This is a genomic window from Paraburkholderia sp. PREW-6R, from assembly GCF_039621805.1.
Lineage (GTDB): Bacteria > Pseudomonadota > Gammaproteobacteria > Burkholderiales > Burkholderiaceae > Paraburkholderia.
In genome coordinates this window covers 1,857,062-1,876,795 of sequence record NZ_CP155073.1, presented here as the reverse complement: position 1 = coordinate 1,876,795, position 19,734 = coordinate 1,857,062, and the positions used below count along the sequence as shown (strand labels likewise).

General features: G+C 63.1%; 18 protein-coding genes. 14 read left to right on the top strand and 4 right to left on the bottom strand.

What is annotated here, in order from left to right; genetic code table 11:
- The first annotated feature begins 152 nt into the window (after positions 1–152).
- The 6 genes from AAGS40_RS08105 to AAGS40_RS08080 all read left to right on the top strand — a co-directional run bounded on the left by AAGS40_RS08105 (position 153) and on the right by AAGS40_RS08080 (position 5,958).
- On the top strand, positions 153–1,634 hold the full coding sequence (locus AAGS40_RS08105; protein WP_345810770.1) for an NCS1 family nucleobase:cation symporter-1: 1,482 nt from the start codon (positions 153–155) through the stop codon (positions 1,632–1,634).
- 59 nt (positions 1,635–1,693) lie between these two features.
- Complete coding sequence (locus AAGS40_RS08100; protein ID WP_345810769.1) at positions 1,694–2,572, top strand: aspartate/glutamate racemase family protein; 879 nt, start codon at positions 1,694–1,696, stop codon at positions 2,570–2,572.
- A gap of 300 nt (positions 2,573–2,872) precedes the next feature.
- Positions 2,873–3,823, top strand: a complete 951-nt coding sequence (gene puuE / locus AAGS40_RS08095; protein WP_345810768.1) for an allantoinase PuuE — start codon at positions 2,873–2,875, stop codon at positions 3,821–3,823.
- Complete coding sequence (gene uraD / locus AAGS40_RS08090; protein ID WP_345810767.1) at positions 3,820–4,341, top strand: 2-oxo-4-hydroxy-4-carboxy-5-ureidoimidazoline decarboxylase; 522 nt, start codon at positions 3,820–3,822, stop codon at positions 4,339–4,341. Before puuE ends, uraD begins: the two co-directional genes overlap by 4 nt.
- 94 nt (positions 4,342–4,435) lie before the next feature.
- Entirely contained in the window at positions 4,436–5,449 is a 1,014-nt protein-coding gene (gene alc / locus AAGS40_RS08085; protein ID WP_345810766.1) for an allantoicase, read from the top strand.
- On the top strand, positions 5,446–5,958 hold the full coding sequence (locus AAGS40_RS08080) for an ureidoglycolate lyase (protein WP_345810765.1): 513 nt from the start codon (positions 5,446–5,448) through the stop codon (positions 5,956–5,958). The genes alc and AAGS40_RS08080 overlap by 4 nt, the downstream gene beginning before the upstream one ends.
- 456 nt (positions 5,959–6,414) lie before the next feature.
- Here the strand turns inward: AAGS40_RS08080 and AAGS40_RS08075 are convergent, their stop codons facing one another.
- The gene (locus tag AAGS40_RS08075; protein ID WP_345810764.1) at positions 6,415–7,608 is read right to left on the bottom strand and encodes a urate hydroxylase PuuD; all 1,194 of its coding nucleotides are present in this window, start codon (positions 7,606–7,608) and stop codon (positions 6,415–6,417) included.
- A 293-nt stretch (positions 7,609–7,901) separates the two neighbouring features.
- Entirely contained in the window at positions 7,902–8,255 is a 354-nt protein-coding gene (gene uraH / locus AAGS40_RS08070; RefSeq protein WP_345810763.1) for a hydroxyisourate hydrolase, read from the bottom strand.
- Between the two features lie 186 nt (positions 8,256–8,441).
- Here uraH and AAGS40_RS08065 point away from each other — a divergent pair, with 186 nt between their 5' ends.
- Positions 8,442–8,780 (top strand): hypothetical protein, encoded by a 339-nt coding sequence (locus AAGS40_RS08065; RefSeq protein WP_345810762.1) that lies wholly within the window; start codon positions 8,442–8,444, stop codon positions 8,778–8,780.
- Between the two features lie 13 nt (positions 8,781–8,793).
- Positions 8,794–10,182, top strand: a complete 1,389-nt coding sequence (locus tag AAGS40_RS08060) for an 8-oxoguanine deaminase (protein ID WP_345810761.1) — start codon at positions 8,794–8,796, stop codon at positions 10,180–10,182.
- A 69-nt stretch (positions 10,183–10,251) separates the two neighbouring features.
- On the opposite strand, the gene AAGS40_RS08055 is transcribed toward AAGS40_RS08060, so the two are convergent.
- Complete coding sequence (locus AAGS40_RS08055; protein WP_006051768.1) at positions 10,252–11,184, bottom strand: LysR substrate-binding domain-containing protein; 933 nt, start codon at positions 11,182–11,184, stop codon at positions 10,252–10,254.
- A gap of 250 nt (positions 11,185–11,434) precedes the next feature.
- On the opposite strand from AAGS40_RS08055, the gene AAGS40_RS08050 reads away from it, so the two are divergent.
- From AAGS40_RS08050 to AAGS40_RS08035, 4 genes are all read left to right on the top strand, one after another.
- Positions 11,435–13,036, top strand: a complete 1,602-nt coding sequence (locus AAGS40_RS08050) for an ABC transporter ATP-binding protein (protein ID WP_345810760.1) — start codon at positions 11,435–11,437, stop codon at positions 13,034–13,036.
- Positions 13,037–13,070: 34 nt separating this feature from the next.
- Positions 13,071–14,177: an ABC transporter permease gene (locus tag AAGS40_RS08045; RefSeq protein WP_345810759.1), complete on the top strand. Its 1,107-nt coding sequence runs from the start codon at positions 13,071–13,073 to the stop codon at positions 14,175–14,177.
- 20 nt (positions 14,178–14,197) lie between these two features.
- Positions 14,198–15,127, top strand: coding sequence for an ABC transporter permease (locus tag AAGS40_RS08040; protein ID WP_345810758.1), 930 nt, complete (start codon positions 14,198–14,200; stop codon positions 15,125–15,127).
- 202 nt (positions 15,128–15,329) lie between these two features.
- Entirely contained in the window at positions 15,330–16,424 is a 1,095-nt protein-coding gene (locus AAGS40_RS08035) for a BMP family ABC transporter substrate-binding protein (RefSeq protein WP_345810757.1), read from the top strand.
- Positions 16,425–16,503: 79 nt separating this feature from the next.
- On the opposite strand, the gene AAGS40_RS08030 is transcribed toward AAGS40_RS08035, so the two are convergent.
- Positions 16,504–16,710, bottom strand: coding sequence for a dodecin (locus tag AAGS40_RS08030; RefSeq protein WP_345810756.1), 207 nt, complete (start codon positions 16,708–16,710; stop codon positions 16,504–16,506).
- 169 nt (positions 16,711–16,879) lie between these two features.
- Between AAGS40_RS08030 and AAGS40_RS08025 the strand changes: the two genes are divergently transcribed.
- Both AAGS40_RS08025 and AAGS40_RS08020 read left to right on the top strand, forming a co-directional pair.
- Positions 16,880–17,848 (top strand): NAD(P)-dependent oxidoreductase, encoded by a 969-nt coding sequence (locus tag AAGS40_RS08025; RefSeq protein WP_345810755.1) that lies wholly within the window; start codon positions 16,880–16,882, stop codon positions 17,846–17,848.
- A 227-nt stretch (positions 17,849–18,075) separates the two neighbouring features.
- Complete coding sequence (locus tag AAGS40_RS08020; protein ID WP_345810754.1) at positions 18,076–19,668, top strand: ABC-F family ATPase; 1,593 nt, start codon at positions 18,076–18,078, stop codon at positions 19,666–19,668.
- The last annotated feature ends 66 nt before the right edge of the window (positions 19,669–19,734 follow it).

Genomic DNA, 19,734 nt, shown 5'->3' with positions numbered 1-19,734 from the left:
AGTCAGTACGGAGACACCCGCGGCATCGCCAACACAGCAGCGTCGACTCGTCTTCACCGGCACACACGGCAATGAGATGAGACGGGCGCCGCTGGCATGGCCGATGCAATGTCCGTCGATGCGCTCGACGGTCCCCATCTCAAGGAGGAATCATGGCTCAGTTCAGTACGGCGCCCGGCAATCCCAGCATTCCCAGCTACGGGGAGGGCGGCTCGCCCAACGACCCGTCCATACCCGCCGGCTACAGCGAACGGCTGTACAACGAAGACCTCGCGCCGCTGCGCCAGCAGACGTGGGGCGCATACAACATCTTCGCTTTCTGGATGTCGGACGTGCACAGCGTCGGCGGCTACGTGTTCGCAGGCAGCCTGTTCGCGCTGGGTCTGACGAGCTGGCAGGTGCTGATTGCGCTGCTCGTCGGCATTACGATCGTCAATGTGTTGTGCAATCTGATCGCGCGGCCGAGCCAGGCGAACGGCGTGCCTTATCCGGTCGCGTGTCGCGCCACTTTTGGCGTACTCGGCGCCAATATACCCGCGGTGATTCGCGGTCTGATCGCCGTCGCCTGGTACGGGATTCAGACCTATCTGGCGTCGAGCGCGCTCGTTATCGTCGTGCTGAAATTCGTGCCGCAGCTCTTGCCTTATGCGGATGTCCATCATCACGGCTTCATGGGCCTCTCCGCGTTGGGCTGGTCCGGCTTCATGCTGCTGTGGGTGTTGCAGGCGCTGGTGTTCTGGAACGGCATGGAGACCATCAAGAAGTTCATCGACTTCGCCGGCCCCGCCGTCTACGTCGTGATGTTCATTCTCGCGGGCTACATGGTGTATCGAGCGGGGTGGCGCAATATCGGCATCAACCTGGGCGGCGTGAAGTATCACGGCGCGCAGGTGATTCCGGTGATGATCACCGCGACCTCGCTGGTGGTGTCGTATTTCTCCGGGCCCATGCTCAATTTCGGCGACTTTTCGCGCTATGGCAAAAGTTTTCGCAGCGTGCAGCGCGGCAATTTCTGGGGCTTGCCGGTCAACTTCCTGGCTTTTTCACTGGTGACAGTCGTGACGACCGCCGCCACGCTGCCTGTGTTCGGACAACTGATTACCGATCCTGTCGAAACGGTCGGCCGTATCGACTATCCGACCGCGGTGATACTCGGCGCGCTGACCTTCACGATTGCGACGATCGGTATCAATATCGTCGCCAACTTCGTGTCGCCGGCCTTCGACTTTTCGAATGTTGCGCCGCGTCTGATCAGCTGGCGCGCGGGCGGCATGCTCGCGGCGGTGGCGTCGATTTTCATCACGCCATGGAACCTGTTCAACAACCCCGCAGTGATCCATTACACGCTCGACGTGCTCGGCAGTTTCATCGGACCTTTGTATGGTGTCCTGATCGTCGATTACTACCTCGTCAAGCGTCAGAAGATCGTGCTTGGCGATCTGTACACGGTCGCGCCGACGGGTTCGTACTGGTATCGCAACGGCGTCAATTATCGCGCCGTGGGCGCGCTGTTGCCGGCGGCGGTTATTGCGGTGCTCTGCGTGATGGTGCCGTCGCTCGACGGGCTGGGCAATTTCTCGTGGTTCATTGGCGCCGGGCTGGCCGCGCTGTTCTATCGCTTTCTCGCCCGCTAGGCGCCGGCACGCCACAGGAAAAACGTCGAGGGAACACACGGAAGGAATAGGGAGTCGATATGCGCATCAAACTGATCAACCCGAACACGACGCAGCGGATGACCGACGCCATGGGCCGCTGCGCGCGAGAGGTCGCTTCGCCCGGCACCGAAGTGATCGCGGTCAATCCGACCATGGGGCCGCCGTCGATCGAGGGCTATTACGACGAAGCGCTCGCCACGCCCGGTTTGCTGGCCGAGGTGGCGGCGGGCGAGCGCGAAGGCTGCGACGGTTACGTGATCGCATGCTTTGGCGACCCCGGTCTGTATGCCGCCCGCGAACTCGCGCGCGGCCCGGTAATCGGCATTGCGGAGGCCGCGATGCACGCGGCAAGCGTGCTCGCGCCCGGCTTCTCCGTCGTGACGACGCTCGCGAGAACCTGCGGGATGGCGTGGCATCTCGCCGAGCGCTACGGCATGCGGCGGTTCTGCCGCAACGTCCGCGCAACCGATGTCGCCGTGCTCGACCTCGACAAGCCGGGCTCGGCGGCGCGCCGCATCATCCTCGACGAATGCCGGCGGGCGCTGGCCGAGGACGGCTCGGACGCGATCGTGCTCGGCTGCGCGGGCATGGCCGAGTTGTGCGCGGAGATCGAAGACGCGCTTGGGGCGCCGGTGATCGAGGGGGTGACGGCGGCGGTCAAATGGACGGAAGCGCTGGTCGCGCTGCGGCTCTCCACTGCCAAGCGCGGCGACTTCGCAAGGCCGCTTGCCAAGCGCTACGACGGCGAACTGGCGTCGTTCAGCCCACCCGAGACGGACCCGAACCCGCGACCTCCGCGTGAAGCAATTGAAGGTCTCTGTTCCGCTGGAGAAGAAAGCGGCCAAAAAAGCGCAGAAAACGACGATTTGTTGCGGGTAAACGCTATAAATTCCGTTGCGCACATACATTCACTCTGACTCGCACTATCTGCCCGTGTGTATGGGCGCACACGGGCCTTTTCGCTACACTGGTCCAACTCGGCGCGAGTACCTGTGGGGCGCTGAAAAGGCGGTCCGACAGCGCTTTGATGGTGCGGACCGAGAGCTTCGAAAGGGCCCCGGAGGTCCGCGCCGGCATGAGCCGCTGCAGAAAAAACACTGGCAGCTCACGCGCGGAAATACGTTCGCCCATCATGCACGCCATCGCGTACCGCTCACGCGCATAAACCGTGAGTGCGACGCGAATTTACCGTACTGTCACCACGCATTCGTCAAACCATGCCACTCGACCCGAACTACCCACGCGATCTGATCGGCTATGGCCGCCACCCGGTGCAGGCCAACTGGCCGGGTCAGGCGCGTGTCGCCGTGCAATTCGTCCTGAACTACGAAGAGGGCGGCGAAAATTGCGTGCTGCACGGCGATCCGGGCTCCGAGCAGTTTCTGTCGGAAATCGTGGGCGCGGCCGCTTATCCGGCGCGTCACATGAGCATGGAGTCGATCTACGAATACGGTTCGCGCGTCGGCGTCTGGCGAATTCTGCGCGAATTCGAAAAGCGCGGCTTGCCACTGACCGTCTTCGGCGTCGGCATGGCGCTCGAGCGCAATCCGGAGGTGGCGCGCGCGTTCGTCGAGCTCGGTCACGAGATTGCATGCCACGGTTATCGCTGGATTCATTATCAGGACATGCCGGTGGAGAAGGAGGCCGAGCACATGCGCCTCGGGATGGAAGCGATCCAGCGCGTCACCGGTGAGCGCCCGCTTGGCTGGTACACCGGGCGCGACAGCCCGAACACGCGGCGGCTGGTCGCCGAATACGGCGGCTTCCTGTACGACTCGGATTACTACGGCGACGATCTGCCGTTCTGGATGGACGTGGACGTGTCGGGTGGCGGAACGGTCCAGCAACTGATCCTGCCGTACACGCTCGATACGAACGACATGCGCTTTGCCAGTCCGCAAGGCTTCAATACCGCTGACCACTTCTTTACCTATTTGCGCGACGCGTTCGACGTGCTCTACGAAGAAGGCGACGAAGCGCCAAAGATGCTGTCCATCGGCATGCATTGCCGGCTGCTCGGCCGCCCGGGCCGCTTCCGCGCGCTGCAACGTTTCCTCGACCATATCGAACAGCACGATCGCGTGTGGGTGACGCGGCGCGTCGACATCGCGCGGCACTGGCGCGAACATCACCCTTACCAACCCACCAACCGCGGGGCTGCGGCATGAAGGCGATGCAATACACACTGGACCAACTCAACAGTACCTCGACCGACGCGTTCGTCGCGGCGCTATCGGGCATTTTCGAGCACTCGCCGTGGGTCGCGGAAATCGCCGCGCAACAGCGGCCTTTTGCGAGCATCGACGAATTGCACCGGAAGATGTCGGCCATTGTCGAGACCGCCGGCGAAGAGAAGCAACTCGCGCTCATCAACGCTCACCCGGAGCTTGCCGGCAAAGCGGCGGTGCGCGGCGAGCTGACCGCGGAGTCCACGCGCGAGCAAAGCGGCGCGGGCCTCTCGCAATGCACGCAGGAAGAGTTCGACAAGCTTCTTTCGCTGAACGCCGCGTACCGCGAAAAGTTCGGTTTTCCTTTCATTCTCGCGGTGCGCGGCTACGATCGCCACGGCATCATCGCGAACTTCGAGGCGCGAGTGAACAACAGCCGCGCCGAAGAGTTGCGCGCGAGCCTCGATCAGATCTACCGCATCGCACGTTTCCGGCTCGACGACCTGATCGACGCCTGATCGACGCCTGCGCGTCGCTCGCGCGATTGCCGTGCGCGTCGCGAACCACGAGCCGGAATCGTTTTTTCAGCACTGACCAATCAAGGACACACAAATGGCACTCCCGATTCTCGACCCCAACGCACCGGACTTCACGCGCCGCTACGTGAACCTGGCAGACCCGCGTCTGGGCGCACAGGCGCTCGAGGCCAGCGACGATTTCTTCGCACCGAAGGAACGCATGCTGAATCCGGAGCCGGCCGTTTTCATTCCGGGCAAGTACGACGAGCACGGCAAATGGATGGACGGCTGGGAAACGCGCCGCAAGCGCGCGACCGGTTACGACTGGTGCATCGTCAAGCTTGCGCGCCCTGGCGTCATCAAGGGTCTCGATCTGGACACGAGCCACTTTACGGGCAACTTCCCGCCGGCCGCTTCCGTCGAAGCGGCGCGCGTGGTGGACGGCCAGCCGAACCAGTCCACGCAGTGGACCGAAATCGTTCCGTCCACGACGCTGCAAGGCAATAGCCACCACTACCACGAGGTCAGCGACCAGAACGCTTACACGCACCTGCGCGTGAACATCTATCCGGACGGCGGTATCGCACGCCTGCGCGTGTATGGCCAGCCGCAGATGGACTGGGCCGGCGCGAGCCGCACGGAGCAGTTCGATCTGGCCGCAATGGAAAACGGCGCGTATCTCGTCGCGGCGAACAATCAGCATTTCGGCGCTGCGTCGACGATCCTGATGCCGGGCCGTGGCGTGAACATGGGCGACGGCTGGGAAACGCGGCGCCGTCGCGAGCCGGGCAACGACTGGGCGATCGTCGCGCTGGCGCAGCCGGGCATCATCCGCAAGATCGAAGTCGACACGGCTCACTTCAAGGGCAATTATCCGGACCGCTGTTCGATTCAGGCCGCGTTCGTGACGGGCGGCACCGACAGTTCGCTGGTTACGCAGGCCATGTTCTGGCCGGTTCTGCTCGGCGAGCAGAAGCTGCAGATGGACAAACAGCACTACTTCGAAAACGAAATCGCGGCGCTCGGCCCGGTCACGCACGTACGCTTCAACATCATTCCGGACGGCGGCGTATCGCGTCTGCGTCTGTGGGGCACGCTCGCATCATGAAGACACTTGCCATCGAACCGTTGACGAAAGAGGCGTTCGCCGCGTTCGGCGACGTCATCGAACTCGAAGGGGCGAAGCAGATTCCGATCAACCTCGGCACCACGATCCGCTTTCACGATCTCGCGAAAGTGGACGTCACCGACGAGAACGGTCGCACGCTCGTGAACCTGTTCCGTGGGCAACCGCGCGTGCTGCCGTTCGAGGTGAAGATGCTGGAACGGCATCCGCTCGGCAGCCAGGCGTTCGTGCCGCTGAACGACAAACCGTATCTCGTAGTGGTGGCGCCGGCCGGCGACCTGGACGCGTCGAAGATCCGCGCGTTCGTGACGAGCGGCTGGCAGGGCGTCAATTACGCGAAAGGCGTGTGGCACCATCCGCTGATCGCGTTGGGCGACGTGAGCGACTTCATCGTTGTCGATCGGGGCGGGGACGGGCTCAATCTGAACGAGCAGGATCTGGCCGAGTCGTTGTGGCTCACCGAAGACGCAATGAATGCAGTGACTGTTTGACGGTTTGACGCTACGGCGTCACGCATTGAACGAAGTGAGAAAGCCCACGGTGTCGTGCCGTGGGCTTTCTGTTTTCTGTGCCGCGAAGTGGTCTGCGCAGGGCGTATCGCACTTCCTGTCGCGACGTTAGCAGCACATGGCGTGCGCAGTCGTGATCCCGGTCTGTTCGGCCTGGACCTTGTACGAAGCGAGTCGGGTCGGCTTGGCGCCCGGGCGTCGCTAGCGCGAATGTCTTCGTTACGTCGCAAAGACCTTGTCCTTGCACGGCACTGCAAAGCTTGCCGCGCGATCCAGATGCAGGCGCAGGAACGCAGACGTCGATGTTTAGCGCCCGCAACACACGTCCCATAAGCCAGGCTCCGGCAACAAAAAAGCGGGCTTTTCGCTCACGCGAAAAGCCCGCCCCAGTCCAGCCTCATACCTGATCCGGCCAGGCGGCACGCCCGGCCAACAGCATCACTTCACCGCACCGCCTTCGAACCAGGCGGCGATCTTCGTGCGCTCTTCGTCGGTCATGTGCGTGACGTTGCCAAGCGGCATCGCCTTCAGCGTCACTGCCTGTTGATAGATGCGCTGCGCGTTCTGTGAGATTTCATCCGGCGTATCCAGCAACACGCCGGCGGGCGCGCTGCCCATCATCGTCGGATGCGCGGAGTGACACGCCACGCAGCGCTGTTGCAGCACCGGCGCGATATCCGCAACCTTGACGACGGGCGCATTCGCGGCTTGCGCGCTCGGCACGACGGGCTTCGGCATGGTCCAGAAGAGCGCGCCGAACATCAGCACGATACCCACGAGCGGCAGATACCACAGCACCTGACCACGGTGACGCATCACGAAGAACTGACGGATCAGCGCACCGGCCAGCATGATGATCACGAGCACGGCCCAGTTCTGCGGGTGCGTGTAGGTCATCGCGTAGTGGTTCGACAGCATGGCGAATACGACCGGCAGCGTGAAGTACGTGTTGTGCACCGAGCGCTGCTTGCCGCGCTTGCCGTAGATCGGGTTCGGCGTGTCGCCCTTGAGCATGGCGTCGACCATCTTGCGCTGGCCCGGAATGATCACGAAGAACACGTTCGCCGACATGATCGTGGCCAGCATCGCGCCCATGATCAGGTAAGCCGCGCGGCCTGCGAAAATGTGGCACGCGAGCCATGCCGCGATCAGCACGTACGCGCCGACGCAGATACCCAGCACCTTGTCCTTGTTGCCGAGAATGCGGCACAGCGAGTCATACACGATCCAGCCCGCGGCGAGGAAGCCGAGCGCCGCGGCCACAGCCACCACCGGACCCATGTCGAGCACGTTCCTGTCGATCAGATACGTGGACGGCGAGAACAGATACAGCACGGTGAAAAGACCAAAGCCCGAGAGCCATGTGGTGTACGACGGCCACTTCGACCAGTGCAGATCGTCCGGCATTTCGGGCGGCGCGACGGTGTACTTCTGCATGTTGTAGAAGCCGCCGCCGTGCACGTGCCACAGCTCGCCGAACACGCCGCGCTTGCGCTGGTTCGGGTCGGTCGGCGGTTTCAGGCTGTTGTCCAGCGCGACGAAGTAAAACGATTCGCCGATCCATGCAATCGCGGCGATGACGTGAAACCAGCGAATCGCCAGATTCAGCCAGTCGGTGATAAAGCCTTCCATGAAACTCCTCCACTTCTGATTCGTTGTACGCGCAACGAGGTGTGTGCCTTTGAGTGATCGGCGGACACTACATCGACGCGCAGACTGCGGGGTGAGAGACGCGGTGCGCTCAGTTCGCACAGCGCCGTTTTTTATGGGCCATCGGGTCGAATCGCGTGCATTCGAATGCGTTTCGCGGGTGCGCGCAGATGCGTGAATCAGCACCTTCGCGCATCTGCGCAATGCAATCGGGCGCAGCCATCATTCGGTGCGACCTCGACCCGACGCAGCCGGAGCCGCCAGCGAGACGCTGTCTAGCTGCCGCGATACGTGCTGTATGACCACGGCGACACCAGCAGCGGCACGTGATAATGCGCGCCGGCGTCGGCCACGCCAAAGCGCAGCACGACACGATCGACGAAACGCGGCTGCGGCACGTTTGTGCCGATCGACGCGAAGTAGTCGCCCGCGCCGAATACGAGTTCGTATTCGCCCGTGACCAGTGCGTCGCCTTCGAGCAGCGGCTGGTCGCAGCGGCCGTCGTCATTCGTGGTGGTGGTTTTGAGCGCGCGGCGGGTGTCGCCCGAGAGCGCGAAGAGTTCGACCTTGATGCCCGCGCCGGGACGGCCGTTCGCGGTGTCGAGCACATGGGTAGTGAGCTTTCCCATTCGCAATTTTCCTTATGTGAATGCGAGGTTTCGGCGGCAGCCCGATCCAGATACGTTTGCGGCGGATCGAGGCTCCACGTCAGTGGCTACATACCCGTCGGCGAATTGAAGCGAGCGCCGTGGCAGCCATTGTAAAAAGGTTGTTCCGCCCAGCGCGTGCGAGATAGGAAAGATAATACCTGGCGCATGACAGACAGCCTGCTGAAAGCCGCCATGCGCGTCATCAACGGGGGTTTACGCTGCATTTTGCCTCACCGCCGGATCGTACCGGCGCCAAAAATGGCCCACTATATCGGCGGCGTGAAGTTGGGTATCGCTCGGGCGCGAGTTGTCAGCATTATTTTGGCCGTCGAAGGTTACGTCTGTGCGTTGCAGTCAACCCGGATCGACGACGATTCGACTGCGACTCACCCCGAAGACGGCGGAAGCACGCTGGGTAACCGGGCCAACGGCGTTCGACGGGACGCGGCGGCACGGTGGCGTGCCGTCACATCGCGTTCGAACGGCTTTGCACGGAAGCAATAAAGCGGAGAAACGAATGACGATGGAACACACGGCGACCACGCCGAAGAAAACGATGCTGGTCAAGCATGCGGACGTGCTGGTCACGATGGACGGCGCCCGGCGCGAGTTGCGCGACGGCGGCCTGTATATCGAGGACAACCGCATCGTCGCGGTCGGACCGACGGCGCAATTGCCGCAAACGGCCGACGAAGTGCTGGACATGCGCGGCCACCTGGTGATCCCGGGGCTGATCAACACGCATCACCATATGTACCAGAGCCTGACGCGCGCCATACCCGCCGCGCAGAACGCCGAGTTGTTCGGCTGGCTCACGAGCCTGTACAAGGTGTGGGCGAACCTCACGCCCGAGATGATCGAAGTGTCGACGCTCACCGCGATGGCCGAACTGCTGCTGTCCGGTTGCACGACGTCGAGCGACCATCTGTATATCTACCCGAACGGCAGCCGGCTCGACGACAGCATCGCCGCCGCGCGCCGGATCGGCATGCGCTTTCACGCGGCGCGCGGCAGCATGAGCGTGGGGCAGAAGGACGGCGGCCTGCCGCCGGATTCGGTGGTCGAACGCGAAGCGGACATACTGAAAGACACGCAGCGCCTGATCGAGACCTACCACGACGAAGAGCGTTACGCGATGCTACGTGTCGTGGTAGCGCCGTGTTCGCCGTTCTCGGTGAGCCGCGATCTGATGCGCGAATCGGCGGTCATGGCGCGTCAGTACGGGGTCTCGCTGCATACGCACCTCGCCGAGAACGTCAATGACATCGCGTATAGCCGGGAGAAGTTCGGCATGACGCCAGCGGAGTATGCGGAAGATCTCGGCTGGGTCGGCCATGACGTGTGGCATGCGCATTGTGTGCAACTCGACGATGCCGGTATCGAACTGTTCGCCCGCACGGGCACCGGTGTCGCGCACTGTCCGTGCTCGAACATGCGGCTCGCGTCGGGTATTGCGCCGGTCAGGCGCTTCCGGCTCGCGGGTGTGCCGGTAGGTCTCGGTGTGGACGGATCGGCGTCGAACGACGGCGCGCAGATGATCGCGGAAGTGCGTCAGGCATTGCTGCTGCAGCGAGTGGGCTTCGGGCCCGATGCGATGACCGCGCGTGAAGCGCTCGAAATTGCAACGCTCGGCGGCGCGAAAGTGCTCAATCGCGACGACATCGGCGCGTTGGCGCCCGGCATGGCGGCGGATTTCGTGTCGTTCGATCTGCGTCAGCCGCTCTTTGCAGGCGCATTGCACGACCCGGTGGCGGCGCTGGTGTTCTGCGCGCCGTCGCAGGTGAGCACGAGCGTGATTGGCGGCAAGGTAGTGGTGAAAGAAGGCCAGTTGACGACGCTGGAACTCGCTCCGGTCATCGAGCAGCACAACCGGCTGGCGAAGACGTTGTACGAAGCGGCCGCGTAACAGGAACACGGAAACACGGAGACACGAAACGGGGTTGTCGCCATGTGCCGATAACCCCGCGCAACAGGTTTAAGGTTTGTCGATCAACGTCCTGGTCGCTTCGGCAACCAGGCTGCGCAGCCAGCGCACTTCGTCCGAATAGTGCACGCGCTCGTGCCACAGCTGGTAGTACTGCATCGGCGGGAAATCGAGCGGCGCGGGAACGACCGTGAGCGGCAGGAATTTGGCGTAGTAGTCGGCAAACAGGCGCGTTGTCGTGAAGATCAGGTCCGACTTGATCAGCACGTACGGCGCCAGATTGAAGTAAGGCAACGTCACGACCACGTGACGCTTTAACCGCTCGCGCGCGAGGTGCACGTCGATCGCGCCGCGCTGGCCCACCGAGTAAGGAGTAGGCGCGAGATGCGGAGCGTTCAGGTACTGGTCGAGCGTCAACCCGCCACGCTTGGCGAACGGATGCGTGTTGCTCATCAGACACACGATCTGGTCGACGAACAGGTTCGACAGGTGCAACTGTTCCGGCGGCTCCGGCCAGTTGCCGACCACGATGTCGAGCTTGCCGTCTTCGAGCGCAAGTTCGTAGTCGAAGGCGGGCCCCAGCGAGTGAAACTCGAGCGTCGCGTTCGGCGCGGCCTGACGGAAGCGCTCCACCACCGTCGGCACGAACAGCACGTTCAGGTAGTCCGGGCAGCCGATCCGGTAGCAACGGATCGACGTCGCGGGGTCGAAATTGTGTTGCTGGAACTTGATGCGTTCTATCTCGCGCAGCGCGTTCTGCACCGGCTCGAGCAGGCGCAGCCCGTATTCCGTCGGGACCATGCCGGACTTCCCGCGCACCAGCAGCGGGTCGCCGGTGATGTCGCGCAAACGGCGCAGCGCCGCGCTGATGGCGGGTTGCGACTGATTCAGTTTGACGGCCGCGCGCGTGACGCTGCGTTCCATCAGAAGGGTGTGCAAGACGCGTAATAGATACGTATCGATCGCCTCGCGTTGCTGACTCATGACTTCTCCGAAATATATGTTCTGGCTGATCGACCGGGGGCGTGGGTATATGACTTTTAATATGAACGAAAGGCCACGTCAAGAGTGGGATACCCGCAGAGCACGCTGCGACGCGGGTTTGCGGGAATTTTGGCGGCTCGACTGACTGTCCCGAATTAGGTATTGTCATCCGGTTCTGGTGACGGATCGCCTGCCGGCAAGGTGGACGGACGCGCTGTAACCGGCAGTCACTGACGTACAACGGAATCACATGAGCGACTCTTTCTATAGCGACGGCGCCGCCGCGCAGCCGGCAAAAAGGCCGGAACAGGCGGCGCCCCGGTTGATGCTCGCGGGCATCACCAAACAGTATCCGGCCGTGCGCGCCAACGACGACGTCACGTTGATCGTGCAGCCGGGTGAAATCCATGCCGTGCTCGGCGAGAACGGCGCCGGCAAAAGCACGTTGATGAAGATCATCTACGGCGCGGTGCGGCCCGACGCCGGCGAGATCCGCTGGGAGGGTCAGCCGGTCGAGATCGCGAGTCCGGCGGCGGCGCGCAAGCTGGGCGTCGGCATGGTGTTCCAGCATTTTTCGCTGTTCGAGACGCTCACGGTCGGCGAAAACATCGCGTTGGCGCTGGATGAGCCTTTCGATCTGAAGACGCTGTCAAAACGTATTCGCGAAGTGTCGGCGGACTACGGGCTCGACATCGATCCGCAGCGGCACGTGCATAGCCTGACAGTGGGCGAGCGGCAGCGCGTGGAGATCGTGCGCTGCCTGCTGCAGAATCCGCGTCTGCTGATCATGGACGAACCGACTTCGGTGCTCACGCCGCAGGCGGTGCGCAAACTGTTTGCCACGCTGCGGCGTCTTGCCGCAGAGGGCTGCAGCATCCTCTACATCAGCCACAAGCTCGACGAAATCCAGGAGTTGTGCGACACCGCCACGGTGATGCGCGGCGGCCGGGTCACGGGTCAAGTCACGCCGAAGGAAGAAACGCATGCGTCGCTCGCGCAGCTGATGGTCGGCCACTCGCTGCCCGACTATACGCGTCGCGAGCACAATCCCGGCGAGGTGCTGCTCGACGTGAAACAGCTCTCGGTGGAAAGCGACGATCCGTTCGGCACGTCGCTCGCGCAGGTGTCGTTCAGCGTGCATGCCGGCGAGATTTTCGGCATCGCGGGCGTGTCGGGCAATGGACAGGCCGAGTTGCTGTCGGCGCTGTCGGGCGAAAAGCGCGGCGTGCGCGCCGACGCGGTCACGATCTGCGGCAAGGCGGCCGGACGCCTCGGCGCGGGAGGTCGGCGCTCGCTCGGGTTCGGCTTCGTGCCGGAAGAGCGTCTGGGGCGCGGCGCAGTGCCGGCGATGACGCTATCGGAGAACGCGCTCCTCACCGCGCACCGTCAGCAGATGGTCAGCTCGGGCTGGATCAAGGCCGGCGCGATGCGCGCGTTTGCGAAGCGCTGCATCGAAGCATTCGACGTGCGTTGCGGCGGCTCCGAAGCATTGGCGCAAAGCCTTTCCGGCGGCAATCTGCAGAAATACATCATGGGCCGCGAGATTCTGCAGGCGCCCAGGGTGCTCGTGGTCGCGCAGCCTACATGGGGTGTCGATGTCGGCGCGGCGGCGTTCATCCGTCAGCAGTTGCTGGATTTGTCCGCGCGCGGCGTGGCGATTCTGGTGATTTCCGAAGAACTGGAAGAACTGTTCGACATCTGCGACCGGATCGCGGTGCTCGCGCGCGGCAGGCTGTCGCCCGTGCGGGCCACCGGCGCGACCAACGCCGAGGAAATTGGCCGCTGGATGGCGGGCCTGTTCGGCGACCGCGAAGGCGCGGCGCCGTCGGCGGAACAGCCCGCTCACGTTTGAGCCGTTCTTCACCTCACATCACCACTCGCTCCCCATGATGCTTCCGTATCGACTCGAAGCCCGCACTACGCCCTCGCGGGCGATGCAACTCGCCGTGCCGCTGATTGCCGCGTTGCTCACGCTCGCGATCGGCTTCCTGATCTTCAGCCTCGTTGGACGTGATCCCGTGCAGGCCATGCACGCGTTCTTCATCGAGCCGCTTTCGAGCGTGAACGGCTGGTCTGAACTGCTGCTCAAGGCGTCGCCCTTGTGCCTGATCGGCCTCGGTCTCGCGATCGGTTATCGCGCCAACGTGTGGAACATTGGCGCCGAAGGGCAGATGCTGCTCGGCGGCATCGCCGCGAGCGGCGTCGCGATCTACTTCGACCAGGCCACCGGCTGGTGGATCCTGCCGACCATGATGGTCGCCGGCGTACTCGGCGGGATGGCGTGGGCCGCGATTCCCGCGCTGCTGAAAAGCCGCTTCAACACCAACGAGATTCTGGTCAGCCTGATGCTCACCTATGTGGCGACGCAACTGCTGATCTATCTGGTCAGCGGCCCGTGGCGTGATCCGCAGGGGATGAATTTTCCGCTCTCCGAAATGTTCAGCGGGGACGCGCTCTATCCCACGTTTTCCGGCGACTGGCATTGGAAATGGCTGCGCGGCACGCGGCTGAACGCGTCCCTTTTCGTCACGCTGGTGGCGATTCCGCTCGTGTGGGTGTTCATGCGCAAAAGCTTCGCGGGCTACCGGATGAACGTCGGCGGTCTTGCGCCGCTCGCCGCCCGCTACGCCGGCTTCTCGGACAAGAAAACCATCTGGACGTCGCTGCTGATCAGCGGCGGTCTCGCGGGCCTCGCCGGCATGGGCGAGATTGCCGGTCCGATCGGCCAGTTGCAGGCCACCTGGTCGCCGGGTTACGGCTTCACCGCGATCATCGTCGTGTTCGTGGGGCGCTTGCATCCGCTCGGCATCGTGCTCGCAAGCCTGCTGATGGCGCTGCTGTATCTCGGCGGTGAAGCGGTGCAGACGTCGATGCAGTTGCCGCAGGCGCTCTCCGGCGTGTTCCAGGGGCTGCTGCTGTTCTGCCTGCTCGGCGCCGACCTGTTCGTCAATTACCGCGTGCGCCGGCGCTCCGTCGCCGCGCAGGCCCACTGATTTCTGCCCGCCGGATTCCCATGGATATTCAACAAGCCAGCGCGCTCACGTCGAGCGCCGTCACTGCCGCGATCCCGCTGATGTTCGCGGGCGCGGGCGAACTCGTCGCCGAAAAGTCGGGCGTTCTCAACCTCGGCGTGGAAGGCATGATGCTGATGGGCGCCGTGACCGGCTACGCGGTCACGGCGGTCACCGGCAACCCGTGGCTCGGCGTGGTCGCCGCGATCGGAGCGGGGCTCGCGATGTCGCTGCTCTTCGCGTTTCTCACGCTCACCATGCTCGCCAACCAGGTCGCGACCGGCCTGTCGCTGACGATCTTCGGCATCGGCCTGTCTGCGTATGTCGGCAAGCCGTACACGTCGGCCGCCGTGCGCGCGACGATCGATACGTGGACCATTCCCGGTCTCTCGAAAATTCCGGTGCTTGGCCCCGCGCTGTTCAGCCTCACGCCGCTCGACTACCTCGCGTTCCTGATGTTTGCGGTGATCGGCTGGTTTCTGTACCGTACGCGCGCCGGACTCGTGTTGCGCTCGGTGGGCGAGTCGCCGCAGGTCGCGCACTCGGTCGGCTTTCCGGTGGTGGGCGTGCGCTACGGCGCGGTAGCGTTCGGCGGCGGCATGGCGGGCCTCGCCGGTGGCTACTACTCGATCGTGAATCTGCACCTGTGGCAGGAACAGCTCACTTCGGGCCGCGGCTGGATTGCGCTCGCACTCGTGGTGTTCGCGACGTGGCGGCCCGGGCGTCTGCTGATCGGTGCGCTGCTGTTCGGCGCGGTGACCGGTCTGCAGTTCTACGCACAGGCGATCGGCGTGCCGGTGCCCACGCAGTTCCTCGCGATGTTGCCGTATGTCGCGACCGTCGTCGTGCTCGTGCTGATCTCGCGCAATCCGAACACGATTCGCCTGAACGCGCCAGCCTCGCTCGGCAAACCGTTTTTCTCGGCGGGCTGATCCGCGTGCTTTTGTCTTCGCCGGCGTCGCATGCGTGATGCCGGCGCAACGTACCCGACGGGCACGCATGAAAGGCACGCATCACGGGCAAGCACAACACAGGTAAGCATGACAGGCAAACTCCACAGCAACTCACGCGCGAACACAACGCGCCAACATGCACGATAGAAACACGCACCACACAAACACAACAGGAGAAAACATGAAAAGAAGGAATCTGCTGACTGCTTTCGCATGGGGCGCCGCGTCGCTGGCGCTCGCCGCGCCGCTCGCGCAGAGCGCGAAGGCCGCCGACGCACCGGGCGTCGCGTTCGTCTATCTCGGCAATCCGGGCGATGCCGGGTGGACCTACGCACACGACCAGGGCTCGAAGGAAGCGGAAGCGAAATTCGGCAGCAAGATCAGGATCACCCGCATTGAAAACGTGCCGGAATCCGCCGACTCGGAGCGCGTGTTCCGCGATCTGGCGAGCAAGGGCAACAAGATCATCATCGGTACGAGCTTCGGTTATCAGGACTTCGAACTGAAAGTCGCGAAAGATTTTCCGGACACGGTGTTTTTGCATGCGACCGGCTACAAGAAGGCGCCGAACTTCGGCACCTACGACGTGCGCATGTATCAGGGCGCCTACCTTGCCGGCGTAGCCGCAGGTTATGTGACGAAGACGAACACGCTGGGTTTCGTCGCGTCGGTGCCGATTCCGGAAGTGGTGCGCAACATCAACGCCTATACGCTCGGCGCGCGCTCGGTGAACCCGAAGATTCACACGAAGGTCATCTGGATCAATAGCTGGTTCGATCCGGGCAAGGAAAAGCAGGCAGCTGAAACGTTGATCGGCCAAGGCGCGGACGTGCTGCTGCAGAACACCGATTCGAGCGCCACGCTCGCCACCGCATCCGAGAAGCACGTGCATGCGTTCGGCTGGGATTCGGACATGAAGAAGTTCGGACCTGACGCGCACCTGGGTTCGGTGGTCGCGCATTGGGGCGTGTATTACGACGCGGCGATCCAGCAGGTGCTGGACGGCAAGTGGAAAAACGACCCGGTCTGGTGGGGTATTCCGCAGAAGGCCGTCAATCTGGAAGATCTGAACACGTCGGCGATCTCGGCCGATGCGCAGGCGAAGGTTTCCGCGAAGCGCGACGAGCTGGCAGGCGGTAAGTGGGATGTGTTCACCGGCCCGATCAAGGATCAGAGCGGCGCTGTGAAAGTGCCGGCCGGCAAGACGCTCGGCGACGCGGAACTGCAGCGGTTGAACTGGTACGTGGAAGGCGTGGACGGTTCGTTGCCGAAGTAAGCGACCATTGAAGCGCGGCGCCGCTGGCCGCCGCGATCCGCAAAGGCTGCGTCCCGTATGGACGCAGCCTTTTTTTTCGCTATTCGATCCGCAGACCGACCTTGATGGTCACTTGCCAGTAAGCGACCTTGTCGTCTTCGATCTGGCCCCGCGTCTCCGTCACCTGAAACCAGTGCAAGTTGCGCAATGTCTTCGACGCTTTTGCAATGGCGGTGGTCACAGCGTCGTCGATTGATTTGGTCGACGAGCCGGTCAATTCGATCTGTTTGTAGACATGATCTGACATGAACTTTCTCCTTCAGTCTTCGCTGGTGTAAAAAATGAAGTCAACGGATCGCGCACGAAAACCGTCGTATGAGCGAGTCATGTCGCACATCGCGTGCCCGCTATCTCGCGACCGCAAGCGGCCGTTATCATTGGCGTCAACATATGACGCACATTGACGAGGTTCGAACGTGGAAATTGGTTTTTGCGGCCCCGGCCTGATGGGTGCGCCGATGGTCCGGCATCTGCTGCGCGCGGGACATGTCGTGCACGTGTGGAATCGCACGCGCGCGAAAGCGGAAGCGCTGCTCGCGCACGGCGCACAGGTGGCGGATACGCCGCGCGAACTGGTCGAGCGTTGCGAGGCCGTACTGTTGTGTGTCGCGGATGCGGCCGCGGTCGAAGAGACGGTGTTCGGTGCAACAGGCCTGCTGGGCGCGGACGCGTCGTTCGCGGGACGGTTGCGCTGGATCGTCGATCACTCCAGCATTCCGCCCGCCGCCACGCGCGCATTTGCGCAGCGCGCGGCGGCGTTGACCGCTGTGCGGGCGGGTGTGAGTCAGGGTGACGTTCAAGGTATGCGTCAGGGTGAGGGAAGGGAGGCAGCCGGCGGCGTCGGGTGGATCGATGCGCCGGTCTCCGGCGGAGTGGCCGGCGCCACGGCGGGCACGCTTGCCGTGATGGCAGGCGGCGCGGCGGCGGACGTCGATGCGGTGCGGCCCCTGCTTGCCGCATACGCGTCGCGTGTGACGCGTATGGGTGACGTCGGCGCGGGCCAGACGTCGAAATTGTGCAACCAGGCCATCGTCACCGCCACGCTTGCCGCGATCGCGGAAGCGGTGAGTCTCGCGCAGCGCAGCGGCATCGATCCGGCCAGGTTGACGGAGGGTCTCGCCGGCGGCTGGGCCGACTCGGTGCTGCTGCAGACTTTCGTGCCCCGTATGACGCAAAGCGGTCTTGCTCCGGTGGGCGCATTTCGCACGTTCCAGAAAGACATCGATACGGTCGCCGCTACCGCGTATGAGACCGGCACGCCGATGCCGGTCACGTCAACCGTGCAGCAACTGCTGCGACTCGGCGCAGCCATGGGACTGGCTCAGGCCGACCTGTCCGCTTTCATCGACATCCTGCAAACGCCGCGCGGCGTGCAGCACGACTGATTGGCGCGGGCCGGGCGGCGCGCATCGTTCCCCCCAGCACGGCGCGGATGACGCTTACAGGATGCTGCCCTCAAAAAGGGCCGCACGGCGCTTCCGTCGCACCGGCACATGCCCGGTTTGCGTGGCGGCGCGAAAGCGCGCAACGGCGTCGCACGCGCGGGTTGAATTCGCGATAACCTGCTAAAATATTGGGTTTTTCGCCGATATCACATTCAAAGGGACGCGCCGTGCTGTCTACCGCCAATATCACCATGCAATTCGGGCCGAAGCCCCTCTTCGAGAACATCTCCGTCAAATTCGGGGAAGGGAACCGCTATGGGCTGATCGGTGCGAACGGCTGCGGTAAGTCCACCTTCATGAAAATCCTGGGCTCCGACCTCGAGCCGAGTTCGGGCAACGTGATGCTCGAACCGAACGTGCGCCTCGGCAAACTGCGCCAGGACCAGTTCGCATACGAAGACGTGCGCGTGCTCGACGTGGTGATGATGGGCCACACCGAGATGTGGGCCGCCATGACCGAGCGGGACGCGATTTACGCCAACCCCGACGCCACCGACGACGACTACATGCACGCCGCCGAACTCGAAGCGAAATTCGCCGAGTACGACGGTTACACGGCGGAAGCGCGCGCGGGCGAGCTGCTGCTGGGCATCGGCATTGCAATCGAGGATCACAACGGCCCGATGAGCAACGTCGCGCCGGGCTGGAAATTGCGCGTGTTGCTCGCACAGGCGCTGTTTTCGAAGCCGGACGTGCTGCTGCTGGACGAGCCGACCAACAACCTGGACATCAACTCGATCCGCTGGCTGGAAGACATGCTCAACCAGTACAACTCGACGATGATCATCATCTCGCACGATCGACACTTCCTGAACCAGGTGTGCACGCACATGGCCGACATGGACTACGGCACGCTGAAGGTGTACCCGGGCAATTACGACGACTACATGCTCGCCAGCACGCAGGCGCGCGAGCGTCAGCAGGCCGCCAATGCAAAGGCCAAGGAACGTGTCGCCGACCTGCAGGACTTCGTGCGCCGCTTCTCGGCCAACAAGTCGAAAGCGCGCCAGGCCACCAGCCGGTTGAAGATGATCGACAAGATCAAGATCGAGGAATTCAAGCCGTCGTCGCGTCAGAACCCGTTCATCCGCTTCGAGTTCGAAAAGAAGCTGCACAACATTGCCGTGGTGGCCGACAGCATTTCGAAGAAGTACGAGCGGCCGATCTTTACTAACTTCAGCATCAGCGTGCAACCGGGCGAGCGTATCGCAATCATCGGCGAGAACGGCGCAGGCAAGACGACGCTGTTGCGCTCGCTGCTCGGCAAGCTGCAGCTCAATCACGGCACGGTGAAGTGGGCCGAAAATGCGAACATCGGCTATATGCCGCAGGACACGTATGAAGAGTTTCCTGACGACGTCACGCTGATGGACTGGATCGACGGCTATCGCCAGGAAGGGGACGACGAACAGATGGTGCGTGGCACGCTCGGCCGTCTGCTTTTTAATGCCGACGACATCCGCAAATCGGTCAAGGTGCTTTCCGGCGGTGAGAAGGGCCGCATGATCTGGGGCAAGCTGATGCTGGGCCGCCACAACGTGCTGCTGATGGACGAGCCGACCAATCACATGGACATGGAGTCGATCGAATCGCTGCAGATCGCGCTGGACAAATTCGAAGGCACGCTGATTTTCGTGTCGCACGACCGTGAGTTCGTGAGCGGCCTCGCGAACCGGATCATCGAAGTGAAAACGGATGGTACGTTGAACGACTTCGGCGGGAATTACGAGGATTTCCTGGCGAGCCAGGGCGTGCAGTAAGCGCGTCGCCGATTCCAGTTTCCACGCGTCGCACACCAAGCCCGCTTCCTTGAAGCGGGCTTTTTT